This is a genomic window from Sphingomonas sp. UYP23, assembly GCF_054059235.1.
In genome coordinates, this window is sequence record NZ_JBSSBX010000001.1 from 4,620,227 (window position 1) to 4,645,200 (window position 24,974).

Sequence of the window (24,974 nt, forward strand, 5' to 3'; positions counted from 1 at the left end):
GATGCTCGCCCGCGACCTCCGCGAGAGTGCCGAGACCAAAGTGCGCATCTGGGACGTGCCGATACGGCTGTTCCATTGGCTGCTCGTCGGCCTGCTCGGCTTTTCGTGGTGGAGCGGGTCGCAGCATCTGATGGACTGGCATCGGCTGTCGGGCTTTACGATTCTCGCGCTGCTGCTGTTCCGGCTCTACTGGGGCGTGGTCGGCAGCCCGACAGCGCGCTTCGGCCAGTTCGTTCGGGGGCCGCGCGCGGTGCTCACCGCGCTGCGCGCCAAGGCGCCGAGCGTACCAGGGCATACCCCGATCGGCGGATGGAGCGTCGTCGCGATGCTCGCGACGCTTAGCGCGATGGTGCTCGCCGGGCTGTTCGCGATTGACGTCGACGGGCTCGAATCGGGTCCGCTCGCGGACTATGTGAGTTTCGACCAGGGGCGGCTCGCGGCCGAGATCCATCACTGGATCTTCAACGCGCTGCTTGCGCTCGTTGCGCTGCACGTGCTCGCGATCGCCTTCTATCACCTGCACCGGCGCAAGAACCTGATCGGCCCGATGATCACCGGTCGCGGACGCGCGAGCGCGACGATCGCGGCGCCGGAGCCGGCTCGCGCCTGGGCGTTGAAGGCCGTGCTCGGCGTTATCGGCGCAGGCCTCATCGCGCTCGCGGTCGCGCGTGGCTTTCGCTTCTAAGCGGGGACCATCGCTCCTCCGAAATCCGATCGTTTGCTTGAAGGCGGTCTGCTATTCATCGCCAATGGCAATCAACCCGGCCCTCTCGGCATCGCTGACCGCGGTCGGCACCATCATGGGCCAGGCGAATGACCCCTGGTGGATCATCGCCAGCGCCGCCGTCGCGCTTCACGGCGCCGATCCAGGACACGTGGCGGACGTGGACGTGCTGCTGAGCATTGCCGATGCCAAACGCATCCTGCCGACGATCGGCGTCGCGGTTCGGGCCGGTTCGGCCCATGCGACCTTCCGGTCGAGCATCTTCGGAACGTGGCCGGGCACGATCCTGCCGGTCGAGTTCATGGCCGACTTTCAGCGCCGGTCGGGCGGGGAATGGCTGCCGGTGCAGCCGACGACGCGTCAAGCGATCGCGGTCGATGGCGCGGTCGTGTTCGTCCCTGAGAAGGCCGAGCTGCAGGCGATGCTTGTCACGTTCGGCCGGCCGAAGGATCTCGAGCAGGCCCGAAGCCTTGCAGCGGTGCTGTAGCGGCGTCTGCCACGACGCCATGTCGAGCCGGCCTCTCTAGCTGCGCAGTACCTCTGCCGACCTTTCGTCGAAGGCGGCGCCCCATTCGCGTTTCCATTGCGCTTTGACGGCATCCGCCATCCACGCGCCGTCGATCCCGTTCAGCATCATCGCGCGCAAGGCGGGCAGCTCGAAGCCCAGATGCGTATACATCAATTCCCATGCTCCCGCCGGGCTGACCGCGTGGAGCGTCGGATCGTCGGTGTTGGGATGCAAGCGCAGCCCCAGTTCGGCCATCCGCCGGATCGGATGATCGAGCGCCCAGCGATCCGGCGCGAGCGTGCGCATGTAATAGGAATTGGTCGGGACGACGGTGAAGACGATCCCGCGATCGGCATAGCGCTGCGCGAGATCGGGATTGTCGACGATCGTGTAGCCATGATCGACCCGGTCGACGCCCAGCACGTCGACCGCGGTCGCCACGTTGCGCCACGAGGTGCCGAACTCCCCCGCATGCGCCGTCGCGCGTAAGCCCGCACGGCGGGCGAGTGCGAAGGCGTCCGCGAACAATTCCGGCGGGCGGTCAATCTCGCCATAATCGATGCCGATCCCGCCGACCCGCGCGTCGCGCGCAGCGAGCATCGCCTCGACCATCGCCACCGCCTCGGCCGGCGATGCCTCGCGGTCGATGCTCGGGATCAGGACGGACGTGATGCCGTAATCGGTCTGCGCATCGCGCATCCCCGCCACGATCGCCGCCTGCATCTCGGGATAGCGTAAGCCCGACGTCCGCAAGCTCGCGGTCGGGTTCCAGAAGAATTCGGCGTGGCGGACATTCTCGGCAGCGGCGCTGGCGAGATATTCGTACGCGATCCGCCGGAAATTGTCGGGCGCCAGCAGCAGATGCTGTTCGAGCGCACGCAGCACGCGCAAGACGCCGACGGGCTTCTCGCCGCGTTCGTAGAAGGAGGCGATGTCCTCGGCGCTCAGCGGCGCGCTGTGCTCGGCGACGAGATCGGTAAACGTCTCACGCCGTACCGCGCCGAGCAGGTGACAATGCAGCTCGGCTTTGGGCATCGCGGCGAAGAAGCCGCGCAACGCGTCGCCCGCGACACGGTCGAGCGGCGACGAGGGAACATGGCCGATCGACGGCCGGGTGTGGGTCAGCGACATAAATCTCAATGGGGCTTGAAGGCAGCGTAAAGGTAGTAAGCGAGCGGGATCGCCAGCACGATCAGCCCGATCGGCACCCGGCGGATTCGTCCGGCGAGGAACTCGACCGCGACGTACAGCAGAATCCCCGCCGCGATCCCGGTGCCGAAGCTGTTGGCGATCAACGTGACCAGCACCATCGCGATCGGCGCGAAGAGCTCGGTTGGATCATCCCCCGGCAGCTTGCGGATCGTCGCGAGCATCGCGATGCCGATCAGGATCAACGCCGGCGCCGTCGCCTGCCGCGGCACCGCCATGGCAAGCGGCAACACCGCCAGGCACAGCAGGAAGCACAATGCCGCAATGATCGGCGTCAGGCCGGTGCGGCCGCCCGCTTCGACGCCGGCGGCGGACTCGATCAGGGCGGTCGCAGCCGGGATGCCGATCAGCGGGCCGACGGTCGCGGCGATCGCATCGACCAGGAACGGCTTGCGGATGCCGGGCAGATTGCCCGCGGCATCGGTCAGCCCGGCCTTGGCGCCGATCGCCAGCGTCGTGCCGAGCGTCGAGAAGAACTCGGCGGCGAAGAAGGCGAACATATAGGGGAAGGCGGCGAGCGTGAGCGCGGCGAGCGGATCCGCCTTGCCCGCGATCGCGCCGATCCCGTGCGGCAAGGACAGCGGCGCGCCGCCGAAATGCGTGACGCCGAGCGGGATGCCGACCAGCGCCGCAACGACGATCCCCGCGATCACCGCCCCGGGCCAGCGCCGCGCGCTCATCGCCAGCGCGACGGCAAGCCCGACCAGCGCCATCACCGGCCCCGCCTGCGTGAGATCGGCGAGCGCCAGCGCGTTGGTCTTGGCATTGACCGTGACCATCCCGGCGTCGCGAAACCCGAGCATCGCGATGAACATGCCGATCGACGCGCCGAGGCCGAGCTTGATCGGCAACGGCACGAGCCGCACCACGATCTCGCGCGCGCCCGACAGCGTCAGCACGAGGAACAGCAGGCCAGAGATCAGCGCGATCCCGAGCCCGGTCTGCCAGCCGATGCCCGGCATATGCGCCAGCGTCGCGCCGAGCAGCGCCGAGCCGCCGATCCCCGGCCCGACGATGAACGGCAGATTGGCATACAGGCCCATCGCGATGCTGCCCGCGGCCAGCAGCAGCAGCACCGCGGTCGTCGCCGCACCCCGCTCCATGCCACCGCTCGCCAGGAGCGAGGGGATAACCGCGATGAGATAGGCCGCGGCGAGGAAGGTGGTGAGCCCGGCGGCCACTTCGCGCCCGACGGTGCTGCCGCGCGCGGTGATATCGAAACGGCGATCGAGCGCCGCGGGAAAGGTCGTCCGCATCGCCTAGCGGGTCGCTTGCGCGGTAAAGCGGTCGAGGAAGCGCGTGGTATCGATCGCCTGCACCAAGTGGACGTCGCGCTCCCCGGCATTGGGCGCGAACTTCGCGTTCCAGATCTGCGCCTGGCCGTAGGTCGCGCCCGGCAGCAGATCGACGTCCATCCGCACGACGATCTCCTGCGTCACCAGCGTGCGATCGACCGCGACGGCGCTGACGATCTCGTCCCACATCGGCTGTCCCCGCTTGGCATAGCTGTCGAAATAGCGCGCGACCGGCGTGCCCGCCGCGCCGATCCTGGTGGCAAGCTCGGGCGTCACCTTGACCGATCCGGTGACGTTGCCGAGCACGGTGACCTTGGGCCATGCCGCGGTCAGCACGATGTGCGCGGCCTCGGGATCGAACAGGAAATTGAAGTCGGTCGCATAATCGGTGTTGCCGGTGACGCGCGCGAGCGCGCTGTCGATCCCGCCCCCCTCGATCACGATCTCCTTGGCGAGCGCAGGCAGATCGGGTGCGATCCGAACCGCGAGCGCGATATCGGTGAGCGGCCCGGCGGTGACGATCGTGATCTGGTGTGGATGCGCGCGCACCTGACGGATCAGGAAGCCGACCGCATCCTCGCGCGCTGCCTTCAGTTTCGGCGGCCCTTCGGCGAGCGGCGGGACGATCGCGGGATCATCGGGATGATAGGTGCGGCCCGGCTTTACCGCGTTCCACGCGCCCTTCCACGGGATCGCACCGTAACGCGCTTCCCAGTTGCGCATCTCGCCCTGGGTGCGGAGCAATGGCATCTCGGCGCCGGCAACAACCGGGACATCGCCGCGCCCCGCGATTTCGAGAAAGCGCAGCGTGTGCGCCAGTTCCTCGCGCAGCCACGCATCGCCGGTGACGACGCCGATCCCGACGAGATCGACGCGCTCGTCGCGCAGCAGCGGGATCAGCGCCTGGATGTTGCTCTGCCCCGGCCCCAGGAAATCGTTGTCGAAGAAGATCGACACCTTCCCCGCGCTCGCCGCGTCTTTGGCAGGCGCGGCGGGCGCCGATTGCGCCATCACCGGGAGCGGGGTTGAGGCGAGCAGCGCTGCGAGCACGAGGAAAGGCGTGCGCATCAGAAGCGCGCCGTCACGCCGGCGAACACATAGCGTCCGAGCGAGTCGTACATGCCAGCGAAGAACGCGCCGTTGGAGGTCTGCCCGGTCGAGGCGGCGCTGGCGGTCAGCGGCGGATCGCGGTCGAGCAGATTGTTGACCCCGCCGCGCAGCGTGAAGCGCTTGCCGACATTGACCGCGGCGGTCAGGTCGAAATAGCTCGTCGCGCCGAGCCGCGCATCATAGGCGAAATAGGTGCCGGTCAGGTACGTCGCGCTGCTCGATTTGTCGTTCTTGGTCGGCCCGATATAGCGCCACGTCCCGCCGACGCTGAACCCGCCCTGCGGCGACGTCCAGTTGACCAGCAAGCGATGCCGCCAGTGCGGGATCGGCTGGCCACAGGTCGTGCCGAAATAGCCGTCGCAGCGATAGACCGGGGCACCGGGGAGCACCTGCACCGCATATTTCTCGGTACGCGTCCCACCGAAATTGAGGTCCACGCGGCCGAGATGCCCGCCGAAGATATCGCCCAATTGCTGCGACGCGGTGGCGGTGAAATCGATGCCGCTGGTCTGCAGATAGCCGGCGTTGACATAGGTCGTCACCACATAGCCGCTATTGACCAGCGATCCGGTCGCGGGATTGCGCACGATCAGGTCGCAGGCGACGCCGGTCGCGATGCACTGGTTGAGGATGATCGACGGCGCCACGGTGCTGATCAGCTTCTTCACCTTGATGTCGAAATAATCGACGCCGATCGTGACCCCGCGCAGGAAGCGCGGCGTGAGTTCGGCACCGAACGACTTGGTATAGGCGACTTCGGGCTTCAAATCGGGGTTGCCGCCAACGCGCGCGCCCGATTGCTGACCCGCCGCAGGGGCGATGTTGCGATACTGGACCGCCGTCACGCCCGACAATGCGCATTGTGCGGCGGTCGCCTTGGGCGCGGTGCCCTCGCACGGATCGGTGATGCTGGCGGTCGTGCCGCGCTGCGGGCCGAACAATTCGGTCAGGTTCGGCGCGCGCACCGCCCGCTGGAAGCTGCCGCGCAGGCGCAGGTCGCGGACCGGCGACCATTCCGCACCGGCCTTGAAAGCGATCGTGTCGCCGGCGGTGCTGTAGTTGGAGTAGCGGATGCCGCCTTCCGCGCTCAGGCTGTGGAAGAACGGCCGCGCCTCGATCAGCGGCACGCGCACTTCGCCATAGACTTCCTTGACGTTGAACGACCCCATTGCCGGGAATTCGCCGCCCGAATTGCCCGCGACGTCCCTGCTGCTGTAGAAATTATCGGGCTGGAAGTTCAGTTTCTCGTCGCGATATTCGGCGCCGATCGCGACGCCGATCGGATGGCTGGCGAGCGGGCTGCCAAAGCCGAGATTGCCCGAGACCGACCCGCTGGCGATGAACTCCTGCGTGTAGCCGGTGCGGTGGACGGTGTTCTCGACATAGGCCCGCGCGCTGTCGGTGATGCCGTTCACCGCGAACAGGTTGATCGGCACGCACGACGGATTGGTCGCGGCCGAAGCGCAGACGATCTGCCCGCCGACATTCACCGCCTGCAGCGCGTTGGCGAACTTGGCGAGCGAGATCTCGTTGATCGTCGTCGAATCGTACTCGGTGCGGCCATATTGTGCATAGGCGTCGTAATGCCAGTTGCCGGCGAAATCGCCGCGCAGCCCGAGCACGCCCTGATACGATGTGTGATTGGTATAATCATGCCGCGAGCCCGCGAGCGCATCGCGGAACGAGACGTTGACCGTCGCGCTCTGCGCCGGGGTGAGCCCGACCGAGGTGCAGATGAGGTTTACCTCGGAGGCCGAGAGGTACGGATTGTTGCAGTTGATCTTCTCGGCGACGGTGAAAACCCCCGTCGGCGAAATGCGGATATCCGCTTCGTCGCGCATGAACATGAATTGCCCATAGACTTCGACCGCGTCCGAGATCTTGTAATGCGCAAAGATGTCGGCGTTGATCCGCTTGTCGGGGGCCTGCGCGTCATAGGTCGGCCCGTTGCTGAAACCGTCGCTGGTGCGATAGGTGCGGAGCGAGTTTCCGGTCGTCGAATCGAGCGTGTAGCTGCCGCGGACCGCGCCCGTCGTCGGATTGGTCAGCTGGAACTGCGCCGGATAGGTCGTGCTCGACAGCGAGCAGCTATAGCCTGCAGCGCTCGCCGCGAGATTGCAGGTCGAGAAATCGCGATCGGCGGTGCCGACGCCGGCGATCTGGCGATAGCTGGCAAAGGCGGTCACGTTGCCGCGCCCGTCGTCGAAATTCTTGCCGAAGGTCAGCGAGACGCTCTGCTGGCCGCCATCGATCGTCTGCCCGCTGATGACGGGCTGGCCCGCCGCGCGTGCGACACTGGAGATCGGATTGCGATTGTCGTGCGTGAACAGGCCGGCCTGCGCATCCGCCTGAAACCCGTCGAAATTCTTCTTGAGCACGAAATTGACAACGCCCGCGATCGCGTCCGATCCATAGACCGCCGACGCGCCGCCGGTCACCACGTCGATCCGGTCGACCAGTGCCGCGGGGACGTTGTTGATGTCGGCCGCCTGCGCCGCCGATCGCGCGGGGTCGCCCTGCATCAGGCGCCGCCCGTCGATCAGCACCAGCGTGCGCTGGTTGCCGAGATTGCGCAGGTTGATCGTCGCCGTACCACTCGCGCCGACCGTGCCGCCCCGGTTGCCACCGCCCTGATCGGCATAGGCTTGCGGCAGCGTGTTGATCAGATCCTCGATCCGGGTTGCGCCGCGATTGAGGATTTCCTGGCCGCTGACGGTCGTGATCGCGCTGACGCTGGTGGCGTTGGGCGAGCGGATGCGCGATCCGGTGACGACGATATCGCCGCCGTTGCTCGGGGCCGCGCCATTGGCGTCGGTGGGTGCGTCTTGCGGCAGCGTCGGGGCCTGTTGCGCGAGCGCGGGCTGGATCGACCCGGCCGCCAGCGCGAGCAACCACGCGGTCGTCAAAGACGCGCCAGTCGGCGTCAGGCGCGAAAAGCCGCGGGGCGAGAGACGATTGGCCGAGTGGCGAGCAGATGGCATGACGGACCCCCTTTTGGTCTGTGACTGCCTGTCAGCGCCCTCCCCCGACATATTTTCTGGCGTGCTTCGCACCTTGGAATGCTGAAGCGACTCGAAAGCTAGCCCGCTTGGGCATTAAGTGGAAAGCCATCGTCTTTATACATTCATAAATGTTGCTTATAACCGAAACCTGCGCAATTCATCCGGCATGAGCTCCGACGGCCGACCAACCGGCGCCCACCTCGCAACACGCCTGCAGGCGATTTCCCTGCGGCAATTGCGATTCTTCGCCGAGCTGGCGGACGGTGCCAATTTCAGCCGCGCGGCCGAGCGGATGGCCGTTTCCCAACCCGCGCTCAGTGCAGCGATCCGACAGATCGAAGCGCTGCTCGATTTGACGCTGTTCGACCGAACCACCCATCGCGTCGCGCTCACCGATGTCGGAGCCGCCTTGCTGCCGCATGTTCGGCGTTTGCTGATCACCGCCGACAATGCTTTTTCGGACATGGCCGAAGCGGCGGTGCGCCAACGCACCATCGTCCGGATGGGCGCGATCCCATCGGCGATACCCGCAGTCGCGAGCCAGCTCGCGGCGTTCAAGGCACGATCGACCGAGCCGATCGACGTCACGTTGTGCGACGGCAAGAGCGACAGCTTGCTACAGCAATTGCACAGCGGGATGCTGGATCTCGTCGTCGGGGTCCACCCGGTCGAGGAGCCGACCCTTGAGTCGATCCCCCTGATCGAAGACGCGCTGCTGCTGGTCGTACCGACCAACCACGCCTTCGCAGCGGCCAAGGCCATATCGTGGCGCGACCTTGGTGGGAATGAGATCGTCCATTTCGGGGGCGGCAGCATTGGCGAGGTCACATCGGCCGCGATGCGCCAGAATAACCTCACCCCGTCGGCGCGCTATCGTGTCGATCAGGTCGATTCGCTGTTCGGACTCGTGCGGGCCGGTCTGGCGGTGGGAATCATGCCGGCGGCTTTATACGATGGGGCTCGGGTGGGACGGCGTAGCCCTCGTACCGCTCGTGAAACCCCGGATCGTGCGCCGGCTGGTCCTGTTGTCACGTCGGGGGCTTGCGGCCGAACACCCGGCGGGCGCCCAGTTCGCGCGCGACATCTGCGTAGGGCTCGGCGCGGCGTTGATGGGTTCAATCCGCACCTAGCGCACACGCACGAAGAGGCGTGGTGCCGATATGGGCCTCATGGGCGCCGGGCCGTACGCCCAGGTCGTGTCCGAGCGGATTGTCGGTATCGGCCTGCAGGCAGGACTTTGCGGCACGCACCCGCGTCGACGCACCGAGGCACAGAGAAGCGGACGATCCGGAAAACGATGGTGAAGCGCGACGATGATGAGACCGCGCCCGTTGACGAAATCGCGTTCGAACGCCATGTCTGCGGCAACGGCGATGGATTTCCGCCGGGCCATTCGGCCGAACCGCCCTCGCAGGGGCCGATGATTCCTACCAGGCGCCGCAAGGCAGCAAGGAGGAATCGTGCGCGCAACTTTTCGCAATCTCTTCGACGACTTGACCCTGTCGGCGTTCGTCCGCAACCGGCACGGCCATGCCGCATCGGTACTGCGCTGGGCGCTGATCCTGATGCCGATGGCAGCCGCGGTCGGCACGTTGTGCGCCGCCTTTCTGTGGAGCCTCGACGCCGTGACAAGGGTGCGGTTCGCCTGGCCGTGGCTTCTGTACCTGCTGCCCGTTGGAGGCTTTGCGGTTGGACTGCTCTATCATCTGACCGGGCGTTCGGTGGAGGGCGGCAATAACCTGATCGTCGAGCAGATCCACGAGCCGGGGGGCGGCGTGCCGTGGCGCATGGCGCCGCTGATCTTCCTGGGCACGGTGGTGACCCATCTGTGCGGCGGATCGGCCGGGCGCGAAGGCACCGCCGTCCAGCTCGGCGGTAGCCTTGCGAGCGGCTTCGGCCGCGCCCTGAAGCTCGATGCCGAGCGTACCCGGGTTCTGCTGATGACCGGGATTGCGGCCGGGTTCGGTGCCGTGTTCGGCACGCCCATCGCTGGCGCGGTGTTCGCGCTGGAGGTGCTGGCGATCGGGCGCATCGAATATCGCGCGCTGGTGCCGTGCCTGGTCGCGGCGCTGGTCGGGGACTGGACCTGCCTTGCCTGGGGCATCCACCACGGCGTGTATCGGATCGATGCGCTGGTGCCGGTCGATGCGCTGCTCGTCGTCAAGGCGGGCATCGCCGGCGTGGCGTTCGGGTTGGCCGGTCTTGCCTTCGCCGAAGCCAATCATGCGCTCGGCGGATGGCTCAAGCGGATCGTACCCTATGGTCCGTTGCGCCCCGTTGTCGGGGGGCTCGCGGTCATTGCCCTGGTCCATCTGGTCGGCACGCGCGATTACCTTGGCTTGGGCACGCTGGCGGCGACGCCGGACGGCCTCACCCTCTTCAGCTTCTTCGGCCCCGACACGCATCCGTGGAGCTGGGCGCTGAAGCTGGTGTTCACCGTCATCACGCTGAGCGCAGGTTTCAAGGGGGGTGAGGTAACACCGCTGTTCTTCATCGGCGCAGCGCTCGGCAACGCCCTCGCCCCTATGTTCGGCGTACCGACCGGCGTGTTCGCCGCGCTTGGTTTCGTCGCGCTGTTCGCTGGCGCGGCCAACACACCGCTCGCCTGCACCTTCATGGGGATCGAGCTGTTCGGCGCGGCCTATGCGGTCCCGATCGCGGTCGCCTGCTTCGTGGCCTACCTCTGCTCAGGACACAACGGCATCTACCTGTCGCAGCGTGTCGCCGTGCCCAAGGTCCGTGGGGATGGCCTTGAGCCGAACGCGACCCTGCGCGATGCCCGGACCCATCGTGCATCGCGCCGTCGCGCCCGTCCTTAACCCCCACCACCATCGAAGCCGGAGCATGCGCTTGGCAGCAGAAACGTGAAACTGCGCTCGATCCTGGCCACGCATCCAGCCGTTGACTGGGCTCGCGCGTGACGCATTTTCCCGGCGTTCGGGCATCGCGACCTGCGCGTAATCACCAGCGCGCAATCAAACAGCGTCAGATCACCGCATCCGCATGAAGACAGCGAGGGCGTTGCGCGCACTATCGGCAAACCGATCGTAAATGACGCGTGCGACCGCAGCGATGCCCGGCTGCCGATCGCGACCGCCTCGAGCGAACACCGCGACGGCCACGCGGTGGCCGTCAGGCATGGTAATGAACCCCACATCGTTCGTGACACCGTCAAGCGTGCCGGTCTTATCCTCGACCAGGGTACCGGTCGGGAGCAGTGCGCGAATGCGGCGCGTACCGGTCTCGCATCGCCGCATCAATTCGAAGAGATAGGCGCTGCTTTGCGGCGTCAGGACGGTGCCGTTGGTCAATTTGTACAAGAGCGCGACCATGGCTGTCGGCGTGGCGACATCCCGGCTGTCCGCCAGATGGCCGCGCTCTCGAAGCAGTTGCGCGATGGTTCGGTCGACCCGGATGCCGGTTATCGCGTGCGACGACAGCCACTGCTGGACCGTGACCGGTCCGCCAAGCGCAGCGAGCACCTGGTCGGCCGCCTGGTTGTCACTGCGAACAATCATGAGCTCGAGTACCTTCGCAGCAGGACGGGCGGAAATCGTCTCGTCGAGGCGGCGTCGACCTTGATCGACCTCGGCGAGGTAGGCGGCAGCAATGGCGAGCTTGACCGTACTGGCCATCGGAAACGGCGTATTGCCGTTGATGGCGACGCTCGAGCCATCGCGAAGGTCGAGCGCGGCGATGCCATATTCACCCGAGCGTTCCGCCACCAGCCGGCTGAGCTCGCGCTCGAGCCCGATCAGCTCGGCAGAGCTTGCCGACGCCGGTGCCGGAACGAGGAAGCTTGCGGCGAGACCGGAGAGCAGCAGGCGGGAAAGCAGAGGCACGCGCATCGATAATCCTTGAGCGTTGTCGTTAAGCGGCTCGGCTCACTCTAAACCGACAAGACTGAACACGCGGTGTGCGCGTACCCGTGCAATGCGAGTAGCGGACCGCGCCGGAGCCCGTCCACGGCTAAACCGTAAAGCGTCCTCGATCTCATCGAATTTTGCCGCCCCCCCAATTACCTCGCTTGGTATGCGGCAAGGCATGCCCGCTCGACATGGCGAAAGAATGACACGTATGTTGGGGTCGGACACGATCGACCTGAGCGTCTGATCGGTTTCGTACCCGGCACAGCCCGATGGCGAAGTTTCTCGCAGGCGCCGCCCTCCATCGCAAACAACGACAAGACCGCCAGATAACCGATGCAGTCGGCGGCGACGGGGTGTAGGGCAGCGCTCATGACACAGACGCATCGCAAGCCCCCCTTCTTGTCCCGCCACGGATCGCGCACAACGCGCTGCCTTGCTTTGGCGGCCTTGCTGGTTGCGCCGCCTGCCATGGCGCAAGATGCACCATCGAACAGCGATCTGCCGATGCCTGCACCGATCGTCCAGACAGCGCCATCCGCCCCGCTGCCGCAGCTCAGTCCGGCCCAAGCCAGCGCCCTTGCGCTTCTGCTTCGTAAGGACATCGTGGCACAGGGTCTCGCCGACACAGAGTCGAGCGAGACCCTCGACAACGACAGTCTTGTCCGAGCCGCGCTGGACCATGCCCATGCGGTTCATGCCGGCCGGCTTGCCGAAGCCGATTTCGATAAGGACTGGGCGATGCGGCCCGTGGCATACGACCCGCTGCCGGCCTTCAAGGCCGCGGTCGAGCACGACCGTCTCGCCGCCTGGATCGCTTCGCTGCCGCCACCCTATGCAGGCTATGATGCGCTGGTTGCCGCGCTTGCGCGGTATCGGACGATCGCGGCTGCGGGCGGCTGGGAGCCGCTCACCGCAGGGCCCGACCTGACGCTCGGCAACACCGGCGCACGCGTTTCCGCGCTGCGTCAGCGCCTCGCGCTCGAAGATCCGCAAGTAACGCCGGCGGGCGATCGCTTCGACGCCGCGCTTGTCGACGCGGTGCGTCGCGCGCAACGGCGCTACGGGCTCAATCCGACGGGAATCGTCGCGGCGCAAACGCTCGCCGCGCTCAACGTGCCGGTCGATGCGCGGCTTCGTCAGATCAAGGCGAACATGGAGCGCTGGCGCTGGCTGCCGCCCGAACTCGCAAAGAACCGCGTCCAGGTGAACATCGCCGCCGCGGTGCTGACGCTGTTCGACGGCGACGTGCCGGTCATGTCGATGAAGGCGGTGACCGGGCGCCCCGGCGCCGAGACGCCGATGCTGACCTCGCAGATCCACAGCATCGTGCTCAATCCGCCGTGGAACGTGCCATCGACGATCGCTGGGCGCGAGCTGTGGCCCAAGGAAAAGGCGCACCCCGGCTATCTCGCGCAGCATGGCTTCCGCGTGATCGATACCGGCGATGGCGGCAAGCGGCTCCAGCAAGCGTCCGATCATAGTGCGCTGGGCAAGTACAAGTTCGATTTCGCCAACCCGTTCGCCGTCTACCTGCACGACACGCCGGCGCAGGCGGGGTTCGCGCGCTTCGACCGGTTGGCGAGCCATGGCTGCGTCCGGCTGGAAAAGCCGGGCGACCTCGCCAAGCGGCTGCTCGACGGCACGCCCGACTGGTCGGCGGACGCGATCGATGCGACGGTCAGCGCGGGCAAGACGGTGCGCGCGAAGCTGGCGGCGCCCGTCGCGGTCTATCTGCTGTACTGGACGGCGTTTGCGACCGCGGACGGCCAGGTCAGTTTCCGGAATGACCCCTATACCTGGGACGGAACGCTGGCGACCAAGATTGCGGCACGGTCCGCGCGCCAAGCCCTTGCGGCGCGCTGAGGAGATGACGACGATGACCAGTAAATTCCCCCTCGCCCTTACCGCAGTGCTGCTGATCGCCGCGCTCGGCGCTTGTTCGCAATCGACCGAGGCGCCGACGCACGACGACAATTATGCCGAGACGCGCCCGGAACCAGCCGACGAAGCCCTGCCGGCGGCGCCGGAGACCCGCGCACCCGATCCCGAACCGACACCGACCGCCGACACCAACATGACGGCTGCGTTGCCGGAAAAGGCGCCCCCGCCGGCACCAGATGAACAACTGATGGATGACGCCTCGGCCACCGGTATGACGGCACGCACAACCCGTGGCGATCCGTCAAACCAGGCCGCTCCGACCGAGCAGACCGAGTCCAACTAGCGCAACCGGCCATCGTCCGATCAGCCCGTAGACCTGTTCGTATAGGCATGAGGACAGCGGCTCGATGCACCGTTGCATGCCAGTTTTCGGATTCGGCGGGGGCGTCTAGCGCCCCCGCCCTCGCCTATTGCTTCTTGAGCGTGAACTCGTCGGTCGTCCCAGCCTTTATATTGACGGCCTTCAGGATCATCGTCGTCGCGTCTTGCGGTAGATATGTGTAGCTGCCGATCGCTGTACCGCCGACATAGTCGGTCTCGACGAATCCAGCGCCCGCCCGTTTCAAGGCAACCATCGCATTCGCTTTATCTCCGACGAACGGCACTTGCGGCCCGTCGAGCTTTGCCGCGTAATGCTCGCCCGTCCCCAATTTCATCGTTACCATATCGCCGACCATGCTCATGGTCGCGATGAGGTTTTCCTCTGCGATCTGAGCGCCATCATTGATTCCGACCCACGAACCGCTCGAAGCGTGCGCCCCGGCCGGGGCGGGTCCGACGCGTTTTGCCCGGCTGGAACTGGTTACGGATTTGCCGAGCGCATTGTCGGCTGAGACGGAAACGAACGTCAGTGTATTTCCGTCTGCCGACACTGCAATCTTGGTCGTGCTCACCGAAGCGCCCTTGCGATACCGTTCCCATTGAAGGGTATTGGCGTCGATCACGGCGACCGACCCAGCATCCCAGTAATCGCGGTCCGCGACGGGATGTACTTTCCCATCGGCGGCGATCTTGTAAGGCGGCGAGCACGAAATGCAGTCGTACACCCCATCCTTGATGACGAAGATGTCCGGCTTGGTCGACAACTTGGCGGTGGTGGTATCGGCCTTCCATGTTCCATCGATCGCGCTCTTCGCTAGAGCTGGCGTGGCGACCGTACATAGCAGTCCGATAAAAGCGACGTTGAACCGATTCATCGAATTTCCCCCTGTCAAAAGATGGTGACTTTTATACTAGGGCGACCCAGATTCGACTTACGTCCTAGGTCGAGCGACCGCAATCCCGAACTGGGTTGCAGCCGCAGCCGGATGACAACCGGAAAAACGTCGCGCGTTTAGCGCACGCCTTGATGAGGCTTTGTTGCATAATTACGCGAGAGCATGACCGACGTTTTACTTGAAGATGTTATTGGATGCGGACGGTCACCGGCGTTCCTATTTCGGAGAACCGATTGAGAATTGCAGCACGGACTTTGAGCTCGGTAATCTGACGATCGAAGGTGCGGGCGACAACGCGCTGGCCCAGGAGTTTGAAGCAGTGCATTTTGGTCTCGACCAGACTGCGGCGATGATAGCCGCTCCACTTTTTCCAGATTGCGCGACCAAGCCGCTTTGTCGCGCGTAGCGCTCCATTGCGTGCATCGACGCCGGGACCGCCTTCTGCCCATGGTTGCCCGTTGCGGCGGACCGGGATGACCGCATCGGCACCGCGCCCGGCAATAGCGGCATGGCAGTCCCTGGTATCATAAGCGCCATCTCCGCCGACGCTGAGTATCCGCTCGTCTCCGGGAATTTGCGCCAGGAGAACGGGCAGCGTCGGTGCGTCACCAATGGCATTCGTCGTGACCTCAATGGCCCGGATATCCAGCGTCCCAGCATCAATCCCGAGATGCACCTTGCGCCACTGGCGACGGTAGGACGGTCCGTGTTTGCGCGTCTTCCACTCGCCTTCTCCCGTCATTTTGATCCCGGTGCTGTCGACCAGCAGGTGCAGTCCGCCCGAGCTGATCCGCCCGCCGAGGTTGACCTTCAACGTCTTCTGCCGTCGGCACAGCGTCGTATAATCCGGCACCGACCAATCCAGCCCCGCCATTTTGATCAGGCTCGAAACCAACCCCGTCACTTGCCGCAAAGGCAGGTTGAACAGCGTCTTCAGCGTCAGGCACAGCTCTATCGCGCTGTCTGAAAACCGCATCGGGCGACCAGGGCGACCACACGGCTTCGAAAGCCAGTGCATATCCGGATCAAACCATATTTCCAGCGACCCACGCCGCTTCAGCGCCGCATTATACTCAGGCCAGTTCGTCGTACGATACACAGGTGCGGCAGGTTTGGGCATTACGCCTATCTATACCGCTCGATTCCCTGCGTGAATCCCCGCCATCAGTTTTGCAACAAAGCCGATCGGGAGTGTCATGTCGATTTCCTTGGAAATAAAGCGGACCGGTTCGCGAGGATCCCAGGCGTCAGTCGTGCTCACGACACGGTTCTCGCGCTACGGCCCGTCGCGTTATCGTCGCGAGCTTCGCCCTGCCCGTCTGTTCGACCGCTCGCAGATCTGGTTGCGCGAACGTGCCGCGGCTCTTGCTGAGGCAGCAGCCCAGCCAGTCGTGGCCAGGCCGCAACGCTTCAGGAGGTGGCTACCACCGTCCCGCTCGTGGTCGAGCGCGGTAAGCCGACCATGCATCCAACCGTACAAATTCCAGCCGAATGATATCAGACCGGCTCAGGGACCCGTCGGCCATCATAATAGCCGTGGTACTGATACTCGTAAGCGCGGTCGATGGCCTCTGATCCGTCATACGCGGGACTGTGTTTGACCTTCTCGCGGTCAACATCGAGGTTCACCATTCGGTCCGACCAGCTCGTCGATTGAATGGAGCGCGGCGAGATCAGAACCTTCTTTCCTGGCCACCAGTTGCGCGTGTCCACGACCAGATAGCGAACGCTCCAGTCCCCGTCTTCGAGCAGAAAGTCGGCAACGTGCCCAATCTCACCATCTCGTGCGTGAATATGGTAGCCTGTCACCTCTTTCACACTGCGCAGATGTCTGTCGCCGCGGGCGCGATCTGAATCTTCTGCGCTGGGCTCGCGTGAGCGAAATCCAGGGCTATTGGGGGCAAAAGGGCCTCCAGCGCAACCGTATCCGCCCATGTAAAAGCCGGTGTACCAATACGGGCTCCAGCCGTAATAATCGTAGAGATCGGTTTCGATCTGACCCGAGACCGGCTCGTCGGATTGGATGTCCGGGCTGTCCTTCACCTGCTGCCTGGTCAGGTTGACCGCCAGTTGATGGCCGATGTGATTGACATGGCTGAGCGCTGACGGGGGAAGCAGCACCTTGCGGCCCGGCAGGAAGGTCCCGGTGTCGACGACCAGCCAGCGAACCCGCCAGGAAAGCTCGTCAAACAGAAAGTCGGTCACCGAGCCGATTTGGCCATCGCTTGCGCCAACGGTATAACCACCGATCTTCGAAGTATGTCTCAGCATATCAGGCCTCTCAGGGGTTCAGGACAGCGAAGTGAGATCATAATCCCGAGCGATCCGGCGTGGGCAGGGCCGGAATCTACTCACTGTGCGCGTCGGCAAAGCGTTAGACGGGCTGACAGCACCAAGACCATTGCGGGACGCGTCTCCACTCGTCACGGGAGCACGTAATCAAGGCTGCCGAGCCGAGCTCCAATGGACGAGACCTGCAACACCGGCTCTCGCCGGTCAGATTCACGCACACAGACTCGGCGCTGGCACGCTTGGCCCCTCAAGATCATCGAGTGTCGGATAGTCGGTGTATCCATGGGCACCACCGCCATAGAAGGTCGCCGGTTCCATCAGCGGGTTGAGCGCTGCGCCTTTTCTGAAACGCTCCACCAGATCCGGATTGGCGAGGAACAGCCGGCCTAAAGAAACCAGATCCACGCAGCCGCTGGCAACGGCGTCGCTCGCCATCTGGCGGTCATAGCCATTGTTGACCATCCAAACGCCTTCGAAGCGATCGCGCAGCGCAGCATAATCAAATGGGAGGCTGTCTCTCGCCCCACCGGTTTCTCCTTCGACCACATGCACATAGGCCAGACCAAGGGGGTTGAGCCGATCGACGACATGTTCAAACAGCGGCTGGGGGTCGCTGTCATGAGAGTCCCCTGCCGTCGAGACCGGTGAGATCCGAACGCCAAGCCGGTCTGCGCCGATTGCGTTCGCGCAAGCCTCGGTCACCTCAAGTAATAGTCGTGCCCGGTTCTCGATCGATCCGCCATAGGCGTCCGTCCTGTGGTTCGTACCATCGCGCAGGAAGGCGTCGAGCAGATAGCCGTGGGCGCCGTGCAACTCGACACCGTCAAAACCCGCTTCGAGCGCGCGTGTCGATGCATATCGGAAGTCCTCAACGATGCCCGGCAGTTCCTCCAGCGCGAGTGCCCGAGGCGTTGAGCAATCGACAAAGCCTTTCCCGGCTACAAACGTCTTGGTGTTGGCCCGGATCGCGGAGGGACCAACGGGTGCCTGGCCATCCTTCTGAAAGCTCGTGTGCGACACCCGCCCGGTATGCCAGAGCTGTACGACGATCTTGCCGCCTTTGGCGTGGACCGCATCGGTTACCGTTCGCCAGCCGGCGACCTGCGCGTCGGTGTAACAGCCCGGAGTGCCGGAATAGCCTTGCGCCTGCGCGGAGATCTGCGTCGCTTCGGCGATGATCAGGCCTGCGGATGCGCGCTGACTATAATATTCGGCGGCGAACGGGCTGGGCACAAGGCCTGGGCCAGCGCGGTTACGGGTCAACGGCGCCATCACGATGCGATTGGCCAGGCGAAGGGCACCAACGTCGGCAGGTTCAAATAGAGCATCGGGTTTACGGTGCTGATACGTTCGGGACAAAACTCATCTCCGGGCCTGTTTGGCCATTGTGTGAATCACAGTCGGTGCGGCCGTTAGGCAACATGCCGATACGACCCAGTCGGGCGCGCATTGCGGCCGACTGGGTCGTATCGGATCAGGCGTGGACAGGGACGGCTGGCTTCGTCGCCCTGCCTTCATCGGCGATTTTGTCGCTTTTCGTGTCGGTGAAATCGAGCACCACGCGAGACGGCACGTCGCCATTTTCGAGCCGCTCGAAGATCGTGTTGATCGATGCGAGCGGCTGCAGTTCGATATCTGCCTTGACCTTGCCTTCGGCCGCAAATTGCAGGCACTCGGCCATGTCTTTCCGGGTGCCGACGAACGACCCGCGGATGGTGATGCAATTCGCAACGACATCGAACAACGGCGTGGGGAATTCGCCCGGCGGAAGACCGACGAGCGCGCAAGTGCCCCGCTTGCGCGTCATCTCGATCCCCTGCTTGAACGCCGGCAACGATGGCGCCGTGATCAGCACGCCATGCGCGCCGCCACCGATCGCTGTCTTGAGCACCTCGCCTGGGTTCTGCGTCCGGGCGTTGATGACCATATCGGCGCCGAGCCGCGTCGCATGGGCGAGCTTCCCGTCATCGATGTCGACCGCGCAGACGTGCAGGCCCATCACCTTTGCATATTGGATCGCGAGATGGCCAAGGCCGCCGCACCCAGAAATGGCGATCCATTCGCCCGGGCGGGCTTCGGTTTCCTTGATGCCCTTGTAGGTCGTGATCCCGGCGCAGATCAGCGGGGCCGCCTCGGTCGGGCTTAATTCCTTGGGGATATGGGCGACGTAATTCGGGTCAGCGAGCACATACTCGGCAAAGCCGCCATTCTGGGTATAGCCGCCGAATTTTGCTTCGGCACACACGGTCTCCCATGCCGACAGGCAATATTCGCAGTGACCGCACGCGGAATAGAGCCAAGGCACGCCGACCCGATCGCCTTCCTTTACGATCGTGACCCCCGCGCCGAGCGCAACGACGATGCCAATCGCCTCGTGCCCTGGAATAAACGGCGGCGTTGGTTTCAGCGGCCAGTCACCCTTTGCCGCATGAAGGTCGGTGTGGCAGACCCCGCAAGCCTCTGTTTTGACGAGGATCTGGCCGGGCCCGGGCAAGTGGACAGCGCATTCCTGCAGTTCCAACGGTTTGCCGAAGGTGGTGACGACAGCGGCGTGCATTGTCTTGGGGATCATGACGCGTTCCTTAGTTGGGGGGATGATTGCGCAGATGGAGCTCAGAATCCGAGCTTTGCCGAGGCGACCAGATGGCTGCGGTAGAGCCTGCCGAGGTCGTGCGTGTCGGTATCGGTGTAGCGAAGACCGACGGCGATATGCCTGTTGAAGGCATAGCCAGCGCCGGCGTTCCAGGTCGTGTAGCTGTTGCCCGCGTCGATCTGCTGCCGGCCAACCGCACCACTCACCGTCAATTTGGGTGTGAAGCTGTAGCCTGCGTTACCCTCGAAATAGGTGCCGGGCCGCTTGCTGCCGAAATACTCGAAGGCGTAGTTGACCGCACCACCAACTTTGATCGCGCCGAAGGTCCGCGAGACCGAGCCGCGAAGTTCGGTCGTATCGATCGAGACGCCGGTCGGCGCGCCGATATAGCCGTAGCGGATCGCCCCTACATCGACGTCGAAACCGGCCAGCGAGGAGGCCCATCCGGCGGACAGGTCATATTCGACTTCAATGCCGTTCCGAAAATCGACATTCTCTCCGCCTGCAGCGACGTAGAAATGATCGTAGCTGATCTTGGCACCCGCGAAGACGGCGGGACCGTTTTCCGTCTGGCTCACGCCCCGAAAGATGTAGTCCGACGCGCCGGTTACGCTGACGCTCAGCACCGGCGGCGGCATTGACACGTTCGCCTGTTCAGGCATCACGATCGCGGTGTCGGCGCCGCGCACTTGCGCCTGCGCCGTGGATGCGCCGCCTGCTAGCATCGCGAGGGCTGCGAAGAATAAAGCCATACGCCCGAGCGCGCGCGTCCCTGACGTGCTGGCGATCATGCCGCCGCCGCCCCGAGACCGCGCACGGCCTCGATCATCTTGATCAGCACGGCCTGCGCATCGCCATAGACCATGTCGCAATTCGGTTTGTAGAACAGCGCGTTGACGATGCCGGAATAGCCTTTGCCCTGCCCGCGCTTGATGACGTAAACCTGTTGGGCCATGTCCGCGTTGAGGATCGGCATACCGAAGATCGGCGAGGATTTGTCGGTGCGCGCCGCCGGATTCACGACGTCGTTGGCGCCGATCACCAGCACGACGTCGGTGGTGGCGAAGTCGTCGTTGATGTCGTCGAGCTGGAATATCAGGTCATAGGGCACGCCGGCTTCGGCCAGCAGCACGTCCATCTGTCCCGGCATTCTGCCGGCGACAGGATGGATCGCGAAGCGGACCTGTACCTTGGCGGCGAGCAGCAGCTTGACGAACTCGTAGAGCTTCTGCTGCCCCTGCGCGGCGGCCAGACCATAGCCCGGCACGATGATGACGCTGCTGGCGTAGCGCATCTGGATGCCCGCATCGGATGCCTGCGTTTCGCGCTCCGTGCCGGTGACCGCGCCCGCCTTCCCCTTGGCGGCAACCTCCCCGAAGTTGGAGAAGAGCACGTTGGCGACCGAGCGGTTCATCGCCTTCGCCATCAGCAGCGTGAGGAGCAGGCCGGCCGCACCGACCACCATGCCGGCGATCATCAGTGCGGGATTGCCGAGGACATAGCCTTCGAACCCGACCGCGAGCCCGGTGAAGGCGTTGTAGATCGAGATCACCACCGGCATGTCCGCGCCGCCGATCGGCAAAGTCATCAGGATGCCGAACGTCAAAGCGAGGCCGAAGAAGATCAGGATCCAGGTGGCGGCGGGCAGCACCGGTGCCACGCCGCTGAGCGCGGTGAACACCATCCAGCCACCGATCGCGAGCGCGGCAATGAACACGACGCCGTTCAGGGCGCGCTGGCCGCCGAACCGCAGCGGATTGCCGAGCACGCCCTGAAGCTTGGCCCAGGCGATCACCGACCCCGACATCGAGACCGCGCCGATCAACGCGCCGAGCAACGTCACGATGAGGTGCGTGCTCCCGACCGCCCGGTTCCCGAACAGTTCGACCGCAGCGATGCCCCCCGCCGCTCCGCCGCCCATGCCGTTATAGATCGCCACCATCTGCGGCATGGCGGTCATCGCGACCTTGCGGCCGACGATCCATGCAAAGCCACCACCGATCGCGAGTGCGACGACGGCGAGCACGAGGTTGACGATCAGATGCGGGCGCGCCGCAACGTCGATCGTGAAGGCATAGAGGAAGCTGACCAGGACCGCCGCAACCATGCCGATGCCTGCAACGCGGATGCCCGAGGCGGCGGTCGCGGGCGATGACATGCGCTTGAGCCCGAACAGGAACAGGAAGGCCGCGACCAGATCGGTCGCGCCGATCGCGATTTGGGAAACGACGGCGATCATGGTCTCACCCCTTCTTCTTGAGGTGGACGACTTTGCGATGTGCTGGCTTGCCCGCGTCGCCGCTCGATTTGAACATCGCCAGCATCCGGTCGGTCACGGCATAGCCGCCCGCAGCATTGCCCGCGCCGAGCAGCACCGCGACAAAGCCGATGCCTTGCTCGAGCGGCGTGCTGGCGTTGAGAAGGGCGAACACGCCACCGACCACGACGATGCCGTGGACGAAGTTCGAGCCCGACATCAGCGGCGTATGCAGGATCGCTGGTACGTTCCCGATGATGACCCAGCCGGCAAAGCCGGCGAGCATGAAGATGTAGAGGGCGATGAGGCCCGTCATGGCGAGGTCGCTATTCATGCTCGGGGTCCCATCGCGGTCACGCCGCTGTCGCGGTCGGTGTGGCGGATATTTCGCGCGTCTTGTCGGCGTCACACAGCTTGCCATCATGGGTCAGCGCGGTCTTCGCCAGAACCTCGTCGGTCCAATCGATCGTCACGATATTATCGTGCAGCATCAGCGCGAGCAGATTGAACTGGTTCTTGGCGTAGAGCTCGCTCGCATCTGCGCCGAGGTTCGACGGCACATTCAGCGGCGCGACGATCGTCACCCCATCGACACGGATCGTCTCGCCCGGCTGCGTCGCTTCGCAATTGCCGCCACCCTCCGCCGAGAGATCGACGATCACCGCGCCCGATTTCATGCCCGCCACTTGGGACCTGCTGATCAGCTTGGGCGAGGCTTTGCCGGGGATCGCGGCGGTGGTGATGATCAGGTCGGACGCCTGGATGTGCTTGGTCAGCGCGGCGTCGACCTTGGTCTTTTCGTCCGCGGTCAGCGCGCGGGCGTAGCCGCCCGTGCCCGTCGCATCGACGCCGGTATCGACGAAGGTCGCGCCGAGCGACAGCGCCTGCTCGCGGGTTTCGGGACGGACGTCATAGCCTTCGACCACCGCGCCCAGTCGCTGCGCCGTGGCGATCGCCTCCAGCCCGGCGACACCGAGCCCCATCACAAGCACCTTGGCCGGCCCGATGACGCCCGCGGCTGACGTGATCTTGGGCAGGACGCGGTCCATATGCGTCATGCCGAGCGCGACGGCGTAATAGCCCGCCAGCGCCGACTGGCTCGACAGCGCGTCCATCGCCTGCGCGCGCGAAATACGCGGGATGCGTTCCATCGCGAAGCAGGTGACGTGCCTTGCGAGCAGGCGCTTCACCAGTTCGGGCTCGTTCGCCGCATAGACGAAGCACAGCAAGATTGAGCCGGGCTTCATCGCATCAACGACGTCGAGCGCCGGTGGCTGGACGCACAGCACGACGTCGGCATCCGCGACCATTGCGCTGCGATCGTCCACGAAGATCACGTCGCCATAAGCCGATTCCGGGACCCGGATCGCGTCTGCGGCACCGGCCTGCATATGCAGCCTGGCGCCCAGCTTTGTGAGTTTGGCCACCATCGACGGCACCAGCGCGACGCGCCGTTCGTGCCGCTGGGTTTCTTTGAGAACGGCGATATTGACGTACATGGGGCGCTCCGCTCGGCATCGCTTAAGGGCGCCCGGCAGGATTGCCGGGCGCTGGTCTTGAAGCTCAGGCAGGCGCTTTTGCGTCGTGGATGCGGACAAGCTTTTTGTTCACGAACTGCTGAATGCCCATGTCGCCAAGCTCGCGGCCGTAGCCTGAATCCTTGATCCCGCCGAACGGCAGCTCGGCATCGGTCCAGTCGATGTTGTTGATGAACATCATGCCGGTCTCGACCTTCGACGCGACGCGACGTCCACGCGCGACATCCTTGGTCCACACCGAGCCCCCGAGGCCGAAATCGGAGTCATTGGCGATCGCAATGGCTTCGTCCTCGTCCTTCACGCGGAAGAAGAGCGCGACCGGTCCGAAGAATTCCTCGCGGAAGGCGGGGTTGTCCTTGGCAATGTCGGTCAGGATCGTCGGCGTCATGAACGACCCCGGACGATCGACCCGCTTGCCACCGAGCGCGATCTTCGCGCCGTGTGCAACCGCGCCATCTACCTGCTTGAGCAGATCGACCAGCGCCTGTTCGGTCGAAAGCGGCCCGAGCGTCGTCTTCTCGTCCATCGGATCGCCTGCCTCGAGCGCGCCGAGCGCGGACTTGAACTTCGCGAGGAACGCCTCCGCCATACTCTCGACCACGATGAAGCGCTTGGCTGCGCAGCAGGTCTGGCCGGTGTTGTACATCCGGCCCCACACCGCCCAAGGAACGGTCAGGTCGAGATCGGCATCCTCGAGCACGATGAACGCGTCGCTGCCGCCCAATTCCATCGACGATACTTTGAGGTTTTTGCCAGCGCGCGAGGCAACACTGCGGCCTGCGCCGACGCTGCCGGTCAACGCGACGCCCTTGATGCGAGGATCATCGACGACGGTATCGGACTGATCATGGCTGATCAGCAAATTGGTATAGAGGCCGACTGGCGCACCGGCCTCGATCAGCAGTTTTTCGAAGGCGATCGCGCACTGCGGCACGATGCCGGCGTGCTTCACGACCAAGGTGTTGCCCGCCATCAGATGCGGCCCAGCGACGCGGGCGAGCTGATAATACGGGAAGTTCCACGGCTCGACGCAGAAGATCACCCCGATCGGGCTACTCTCCATATGCGCTTCACCATTCGTGGGGTTGAGCTTGACCGGCGCGAGGAAGCGTTCGGCGTTCTTGGCGTAATACGCCATGATGCGCGCGCTGAATTCCACTTCGCCCCGCGCCTCCCCAATGCGCTTGCCCATCTCGGTCGTCATGATGCGCGCGAACTCGTCGGCCCGCGCGTGGAGGATCTCGCCCGCCTTGGCGATGATCTTGGCGCGGTTGGCGTAGGATGTGTGACGCCACGTCTGGAAGCAGGCGTCGGCCGTCGCGATCTTGGTCTCGAGTTGCGGATCGCCGAGATCGGCGAAGGATTCAACGAGTTTGCCATTGAACGGATTGAGGCTTTGATAGGTCATGAAATTCAGCT

21 protein-coding genes, 1 pseudogene and 1 riboswitch are annotated in these 24,974 nt (G+C 64.7%); of the genes and pseudogenes, 6 read left to right on the plus strand and 16 right to left on the minus strand.

Annotated elements, in window-relative coordinates; genetic code table 11:
• The first annotated feature begins 1 nt into the window (after position 1).
• Together ACVWYO_RS22590 and ACVWYO_RS22595 are read left to right on the plus strand one after the other, a co-directional pair.
• On the plus strand, positions 2 to 685 hold the full coding sequence (locus ACVWYO_RS22590) for a cytochrome b/b6 domain-containing protein (RefSeq protein WP_457354671.1): 684 nt from the start codon (positions 2 to 4) through the stop codon (positions 683 to 685).
• A 64-nt stretch (positions 686 to 749) separates the two neighbouring features.
• A complete protein-coding gene (locus ACVWYO_RS22595) occupies positions 750 to 1,211 on the plus strand; it encodes a hypothetical protein (RefSeq protein ID WP_457354673.1) in 462 nt (153 codons plus the stop codon).
• 36 nt (positions 1,212 to 1,247) lie between these two features.
• Here the strand turns inward: ACVWYO_RS22595 and ACVWYO_RS22600 are convergent, their stop codons facing one another.
• Genes ACVWYO_RS22600 through ACVWYO_RS22615 form a run of 4 tightly spaced genes read right to left on the minus strand, consistent with a single transcriptional unit; the run spans position 1,248 to position 7,827 of the window.
• Positions 1,248 to 2,363, minus strand: a complete 1,116-nt coding sequence (locus ACVWYO_RS22600; protein ID WP_457354675.1) for an adenosine deaminase family protein — start codon at positions 2,361 to 2,363, stop codon at positions 1,248 to 1,250.
• Between the two features lie 5 nt (positions 2,364 to 2,368).
• On the minus strand, positions 2,369 to 3,697 hold the full coding sequence (locus tag ACVWYO_RS22605) for an NCS2 family permease (RefSeq protein WP_457354677.1): 1,329 nt from the start codon (positions 3,695 to 3,697) through the stop codon (positions 2,369 to 2,371).
• 3 nt (positions 3,698 to 3,700) lie between these two features.
• Positions 3,701 to 4,804 (minus strand): nucleoside hydrolase, encoded by a 1,104-nt coding sequence (locus ACVWYO_RS22610; protein WP_457354679.1) that lies wholly within the window; start codon positions 4,802 to 4,804, stop codon positions 3,701 to 3,703.
• On the minus strand, positions 4,804 to 7,827 hold the full coding sequence (locus tag ACVWYO_RS22615; RefSeq protein WP_457354681.1) for a TonB-dependent receptor plug domain-containing protein: 3,024 nt from the start codon (positions 7,825 to 7,827) through the stop codon (positions 4,804 to 4,806). Before ACVWYO_RS22615 ends, ACVWYO_RS22610 begins: the two co-directional genes overlap by 1 nt.
• Before the next feature lie 187 nt (positions 7,828 to 8,014).
• On the opposite strand from ACVWYO_RS22615, the pseudogene ACVWYO_RS22620 reads away from it, so the two are divergent.
• A pseudogene (locus ACVWYO_RS22620) lies at positions 8,015 to 8,740 on the plus strand (LysR family transcriptional regulator); the annotation flags it as partial.
• Between the two features lie 468 nt (positions 8,741 to 9,208).
• Positions 9,209 to 9,285: riboswitch (Fluoride riboswitch) on the plus strand.
• Positions 9,286 to 9,308: 23 nt separating this feature from the next.
• Positions 9,309 to 10,667, plus strand: a complete 1,359-nt coding sequence (locus tag ACVWYO_RS22625) for a voltage-gated chloride channel family protein (protein ID WP_457354683.1) — start codon at positions 9,309 to 9,311, stop codon at positions 10,665 to 10,667.
• A 171-nt stretch (positions 10,668 to 10,838) separates the two neighbouring features.
• On the opposite strand, the gene ACVWYO_RS22630 is transcribed toward ACVWYO_RS22625, so the two are convergent.
• Positions 10,839 to 11,696, minus strand: a complete 858-nt coding sequence (locus ACVWYO_RS22630) for a serine hydrolase (RefSeq protein WP_457354685.1) — start codon at positions 11,694 to 11,696, stop codon at positions 10,839 to 10,841.
• Between the two features lie 390 nt (positions 11,697 to 12,086).
• Between ACVWYO_RS22630 and ACVWYO_RS22635 the strand changes: the two genes are divergently transcribed.
• Together ACVWYO_RS22635 and ACVWYO_RS22640 are read left to right on the plus strand one after the other, a co-directional pair.
• Complete coding sequence (locus tag ACVWYO_RS22635; protein ID WP_457354687.1) at positions 12,087 to 13,580, plus strand: L,D-transpeptidase family protein; 1,494 nt, start codon at positions 12,087 to 12,089, stop codon at positions 13,578 to 13,580.
• A gap of 4 nt (positions 13,581 to 13,584) precedes the next feature.
• Positions 13,585 to 13,941, plus strand: coding sequence for a hypothetical protein (locus tag ACVWYO_RS22640; RefSeq protein ID WP_457354689.1), 357 nt, complete (start codon positions 13,585 to 13,587; stop codon positions 13,939 to 13,941).
• A 124-nt stretch (positions 13,942 to 14,065) separates the two neighbouring features.
• On the opposite strand, the gene ACVWYO_RS22645 is transcribed toward ACVWYO_RS22640, so the two are convergent.
• From ACVWYO_RS22645 to ACVWYO_RS22695, 11 genes are all read right to left on the minus strand, one after another.
• Positions 14,066 to 14,854, minus strand: a complete 789-nt coding sequence (locus ACVWYO_RS22645) for a hypothetical protein (protein WP_457354691.1) — start codon at positions 14,852 to 14,854, stop codon at positions 14,066 to 14,068.
• A 208-nt stretch (positions 14,855 to 15,062) separates the two neighbouring features.
• A complete protein-coding gene (locus tag ACVWYO_RS22650; RefSeq protein WP_457354693.1) occupies positions 15,063 to 15,995 on the minus strand; it encodes an IS5 family transposase in 933 nt (310 codons plus the stop codon).
• A 9-nt stretch (positions 15,996 to 16,004) separates the two neighbouring features.
• Positions 16,005 to 16,136 (minus strand): hypothetical protein, encoded by a 132-nt coding sequence (locus tag ACVWYO_RS22655; protein ID WP_457354695.1) that lies wholly within the window; start codon positions 16,134 to 16,136, stop codon positions 16,005 to 16,007.
• A 236-nt stretch (positions 16,137 to 16,372) separates the two neighbouring features.
• Positions 16,373 to 17,146, minus strand: a complete 774-nt coding sequence (locus ACVWYO_RS22660; RefSeq protein WP_457354697.1) for a PRC-barrel domain-containing protein — start codon at positions 17,144 to 17,146, stop codon at positions 16,373 to 16,375.
• A gap of 231 nt (positions 17,147 to 17,377) precedes the next feature.
• On the minus strand, positions 17,378 to 18,526 hold the full coding sequence (locus ACVWYO_RS22665) for an alkene reductase (RefSeq protein WP_457354699.1): 1,149 nt from the start codon (positions 18,524 to 18,526) through the stop codon (positions 17,378 to 17,380).
• A 115-nt stretch (positions 18,527 to 18,641) separates the two neighbouring features.
• Positions 18,642 to 19,736: a zinc-dependent alcohol dehydrogenase gene (locus ACVWYO_RS22670; protein ID WP_457355126.1), complete on the minus strand. Its 1,095-nt coding sequence runs from the start codon at positions 19,734 to 19,736 to the stop codon at positions 18,642 to 18,644.
• A gap of 44 nt (positions 19,737 to 19,780) precedes the next feature.
• On the minus strand, positions 19,781 to 20,512 hold the full coding sequence (locus tag ACVWYO_RS22675) for a TorF family putative porin (RefSeq protein WP_457354701.1): 732 nt from the start codon (positions 20,510 to 20,512) through the stop codon (positions 19,781 to 19,783).
• 35 nt (positions 20,513 to 20,547) lie between these two features.
• Entirely contained in the window at positions 20,548 to 21,999 is a 1,452-nt protein-coding gene (locus tag ACVWYO_RS22680) for an NAD(P)(+) transhydrogenase (Re/Si-specific) subunit beta (RefSeq protein WP_457354388.1), read from the minus strand.
• 4 nt (positions 22,000 to 22,003) lie between these two features.
• On the minus strand, positions 22,004 to 22,351 hold the full coding sequence (locus ACVWYO_RS22685) for a proton-translocating transhydrogenase family protein (protein ID WP_457354390.1): 348 nt from the start codon (positions 22,349 to 22,351) through the stop codon (positions 22,004 to 22,006).
• Positions 22,352 to 22,370: 19 nt separating this feature from the next.
• Positions 22,371 to 23,516: an NAD(P) transhydrogenase subunit alpha gene (locus ACVWYO_RS22690; RefSeq protein WP_457354703.1), complete on the minus strand. Its 1,146-nt coding sequence runs from the start codon at positions 23,514 to 23,516 to the stop codon at positions 22,371 to 22,373.
• Positions 23,517 to 23,580: 64 nt separating this feature from the next.
• Positions 23,581 to 24,963, minus strand: a complete 1,383-nt coding sequence (locus ACVWYO_RS22695; protein WP_457354705.1) for an NAD-dependent succinate-semialdehyde dehydrogenase — start codon at positions 24,961 to 24,963, stop codon at positions 23,581 to 23,583.
• Positions 24,964 to 24,974 lie beyond the last annotated feature (11 nt).

What these genes read in the sequence shown, in the direction of transcription:
- ACVWYO_RS22590 (WP_457354671.1), top strand. Translation starts at nt 2, where the DNA reads ATGCTCGCCCGCGACCTCCGCGAGAGTGCCGAGACCAAAGTGCGCATC.
- ACVWYO_RS22595 (WP_457354673.1), top strand. Translation starts at nt 750, where the DNA reads ATGGCAATCAACCCGGCCCTCTCGGCATCGCTGACCGCGGTCGGCACC.
- ACVWYO_RS22600 (WP_457354675.1), bottom strand. Translation starts at nt 2,363, where the DNA reads ATGTCGCTGACCCACACCCGGCCGTCGATCGGCCATGTTCCCTCGTCG.
- ACVWYO_RS22605 (WP_457354677.1), bottom strand. Translation starts at nt 3,697, where the DNA reads ATGCGGACGACCTTTCCCGCGGCGCTCGATCGCCGTTTCGATATCACC.
- ACVWYO_RS22610 (WP_457354679.1), bottom strand. Translation starts at nt 4,804, where the DNA reads ATGCGCACGCCTTTCCTCGTGCTCGCAGCGCTGCTCGCCTCAACCCCG.
- ACVWYO_RS22615 (WP_457354681.1), bottom strand. Translation starts at nt 7,827, where the DNA reads ATGCCATCTGCTCGCCACTCGGCCAATCGTCTCTCGCCCCGCGGCTTT.
- ACVWYO_RS22630 (WP_457354685.1), bottom strand. Translation starts at nt 11,696, where the DNA reads ATGCGCGTGCCTCTGCTTTCCCGCCTGCTGCTCTCCGGTCTCGCCGCA.
- ACVWYO_RS22635 (WP_457354687.1), top strand. Translation starts at nt 12,087, where the DNA reads ATGACACAGACGCATCGCAAGCCCCCCTTCTTGTCCCGCCACGGATCG.
- ACVWYO_RS22640 (WP_457354689.1), top strand. Translation starts at nt 13,585, where the DNA reads ATGACGACGATGACCAGTAAATTCCCCCTCGCCCTTACCGCAGTGCTG.
- ACVWYO_RS22645 (WP_457354691.1), bottom strand. Translation starts at nt 14,854, where the DNA reads ATGAATCGGTTCAACGTCGCTTTTATCGGACTGCTATGTACGGTCGCC.
- ACVWYO_RS22650 (WP_457354693.1), bottom strand. Translation starts at nt 15,995, where the DNA reads ATGCCCAAACCTGCCGCACCTGTGTATCGTACGACGAACTGGCCTGAG.
- ACVWYO_RS22660 (WP_457354697.1), bottom strand. Translation starts at nt 17,146, where the DNA reads ATGCTGAGACATACTTCGAAGATCGGTGGTTATACCGTTGGCGCAAGC.
- ACVWYO_RS22675 (WP_457354701.1), bottom strand. Translation starts at nt 20,512, where the DNA reads ATGGCTTTATTCTTCGCAGCCCTCGCGATGCTAGCAGGCGGCGCATCC.
- ACVWYO_RS22680 (WP_457354388.1), bottom strand. Translation starts at nt 21,999, where the DNA reads ATGATCGCCGTCGTTTCCCAAATCGCGATCGGCGCGACCGATCTGGTC.
- ACVWYO_RS22685 (WP_457354390.1), bottom strand. Translation starts at nt 22,351, where the DNA reads ATGAATAGCGACCTCGCCATGACGGGCCTCATCGCCCTCTACATCTTC.
- ACVWYO_RS22690 (WP_457354703.1), bottom strand. Translation starts at nt 23,516, where the DNA reads ATGTACGTCAATATCGCCGTTCTCAAAGAAACCCAGCGGCACGAACGG.
- ACVWYO_RS22695 (WP_457354705.1), bottom strand. Translation starts at nt 24,963, where the DNA reads ATGACCTATCAAAGCCTCAATCCGTTCAATGGCAAACTCGTTGAATCC.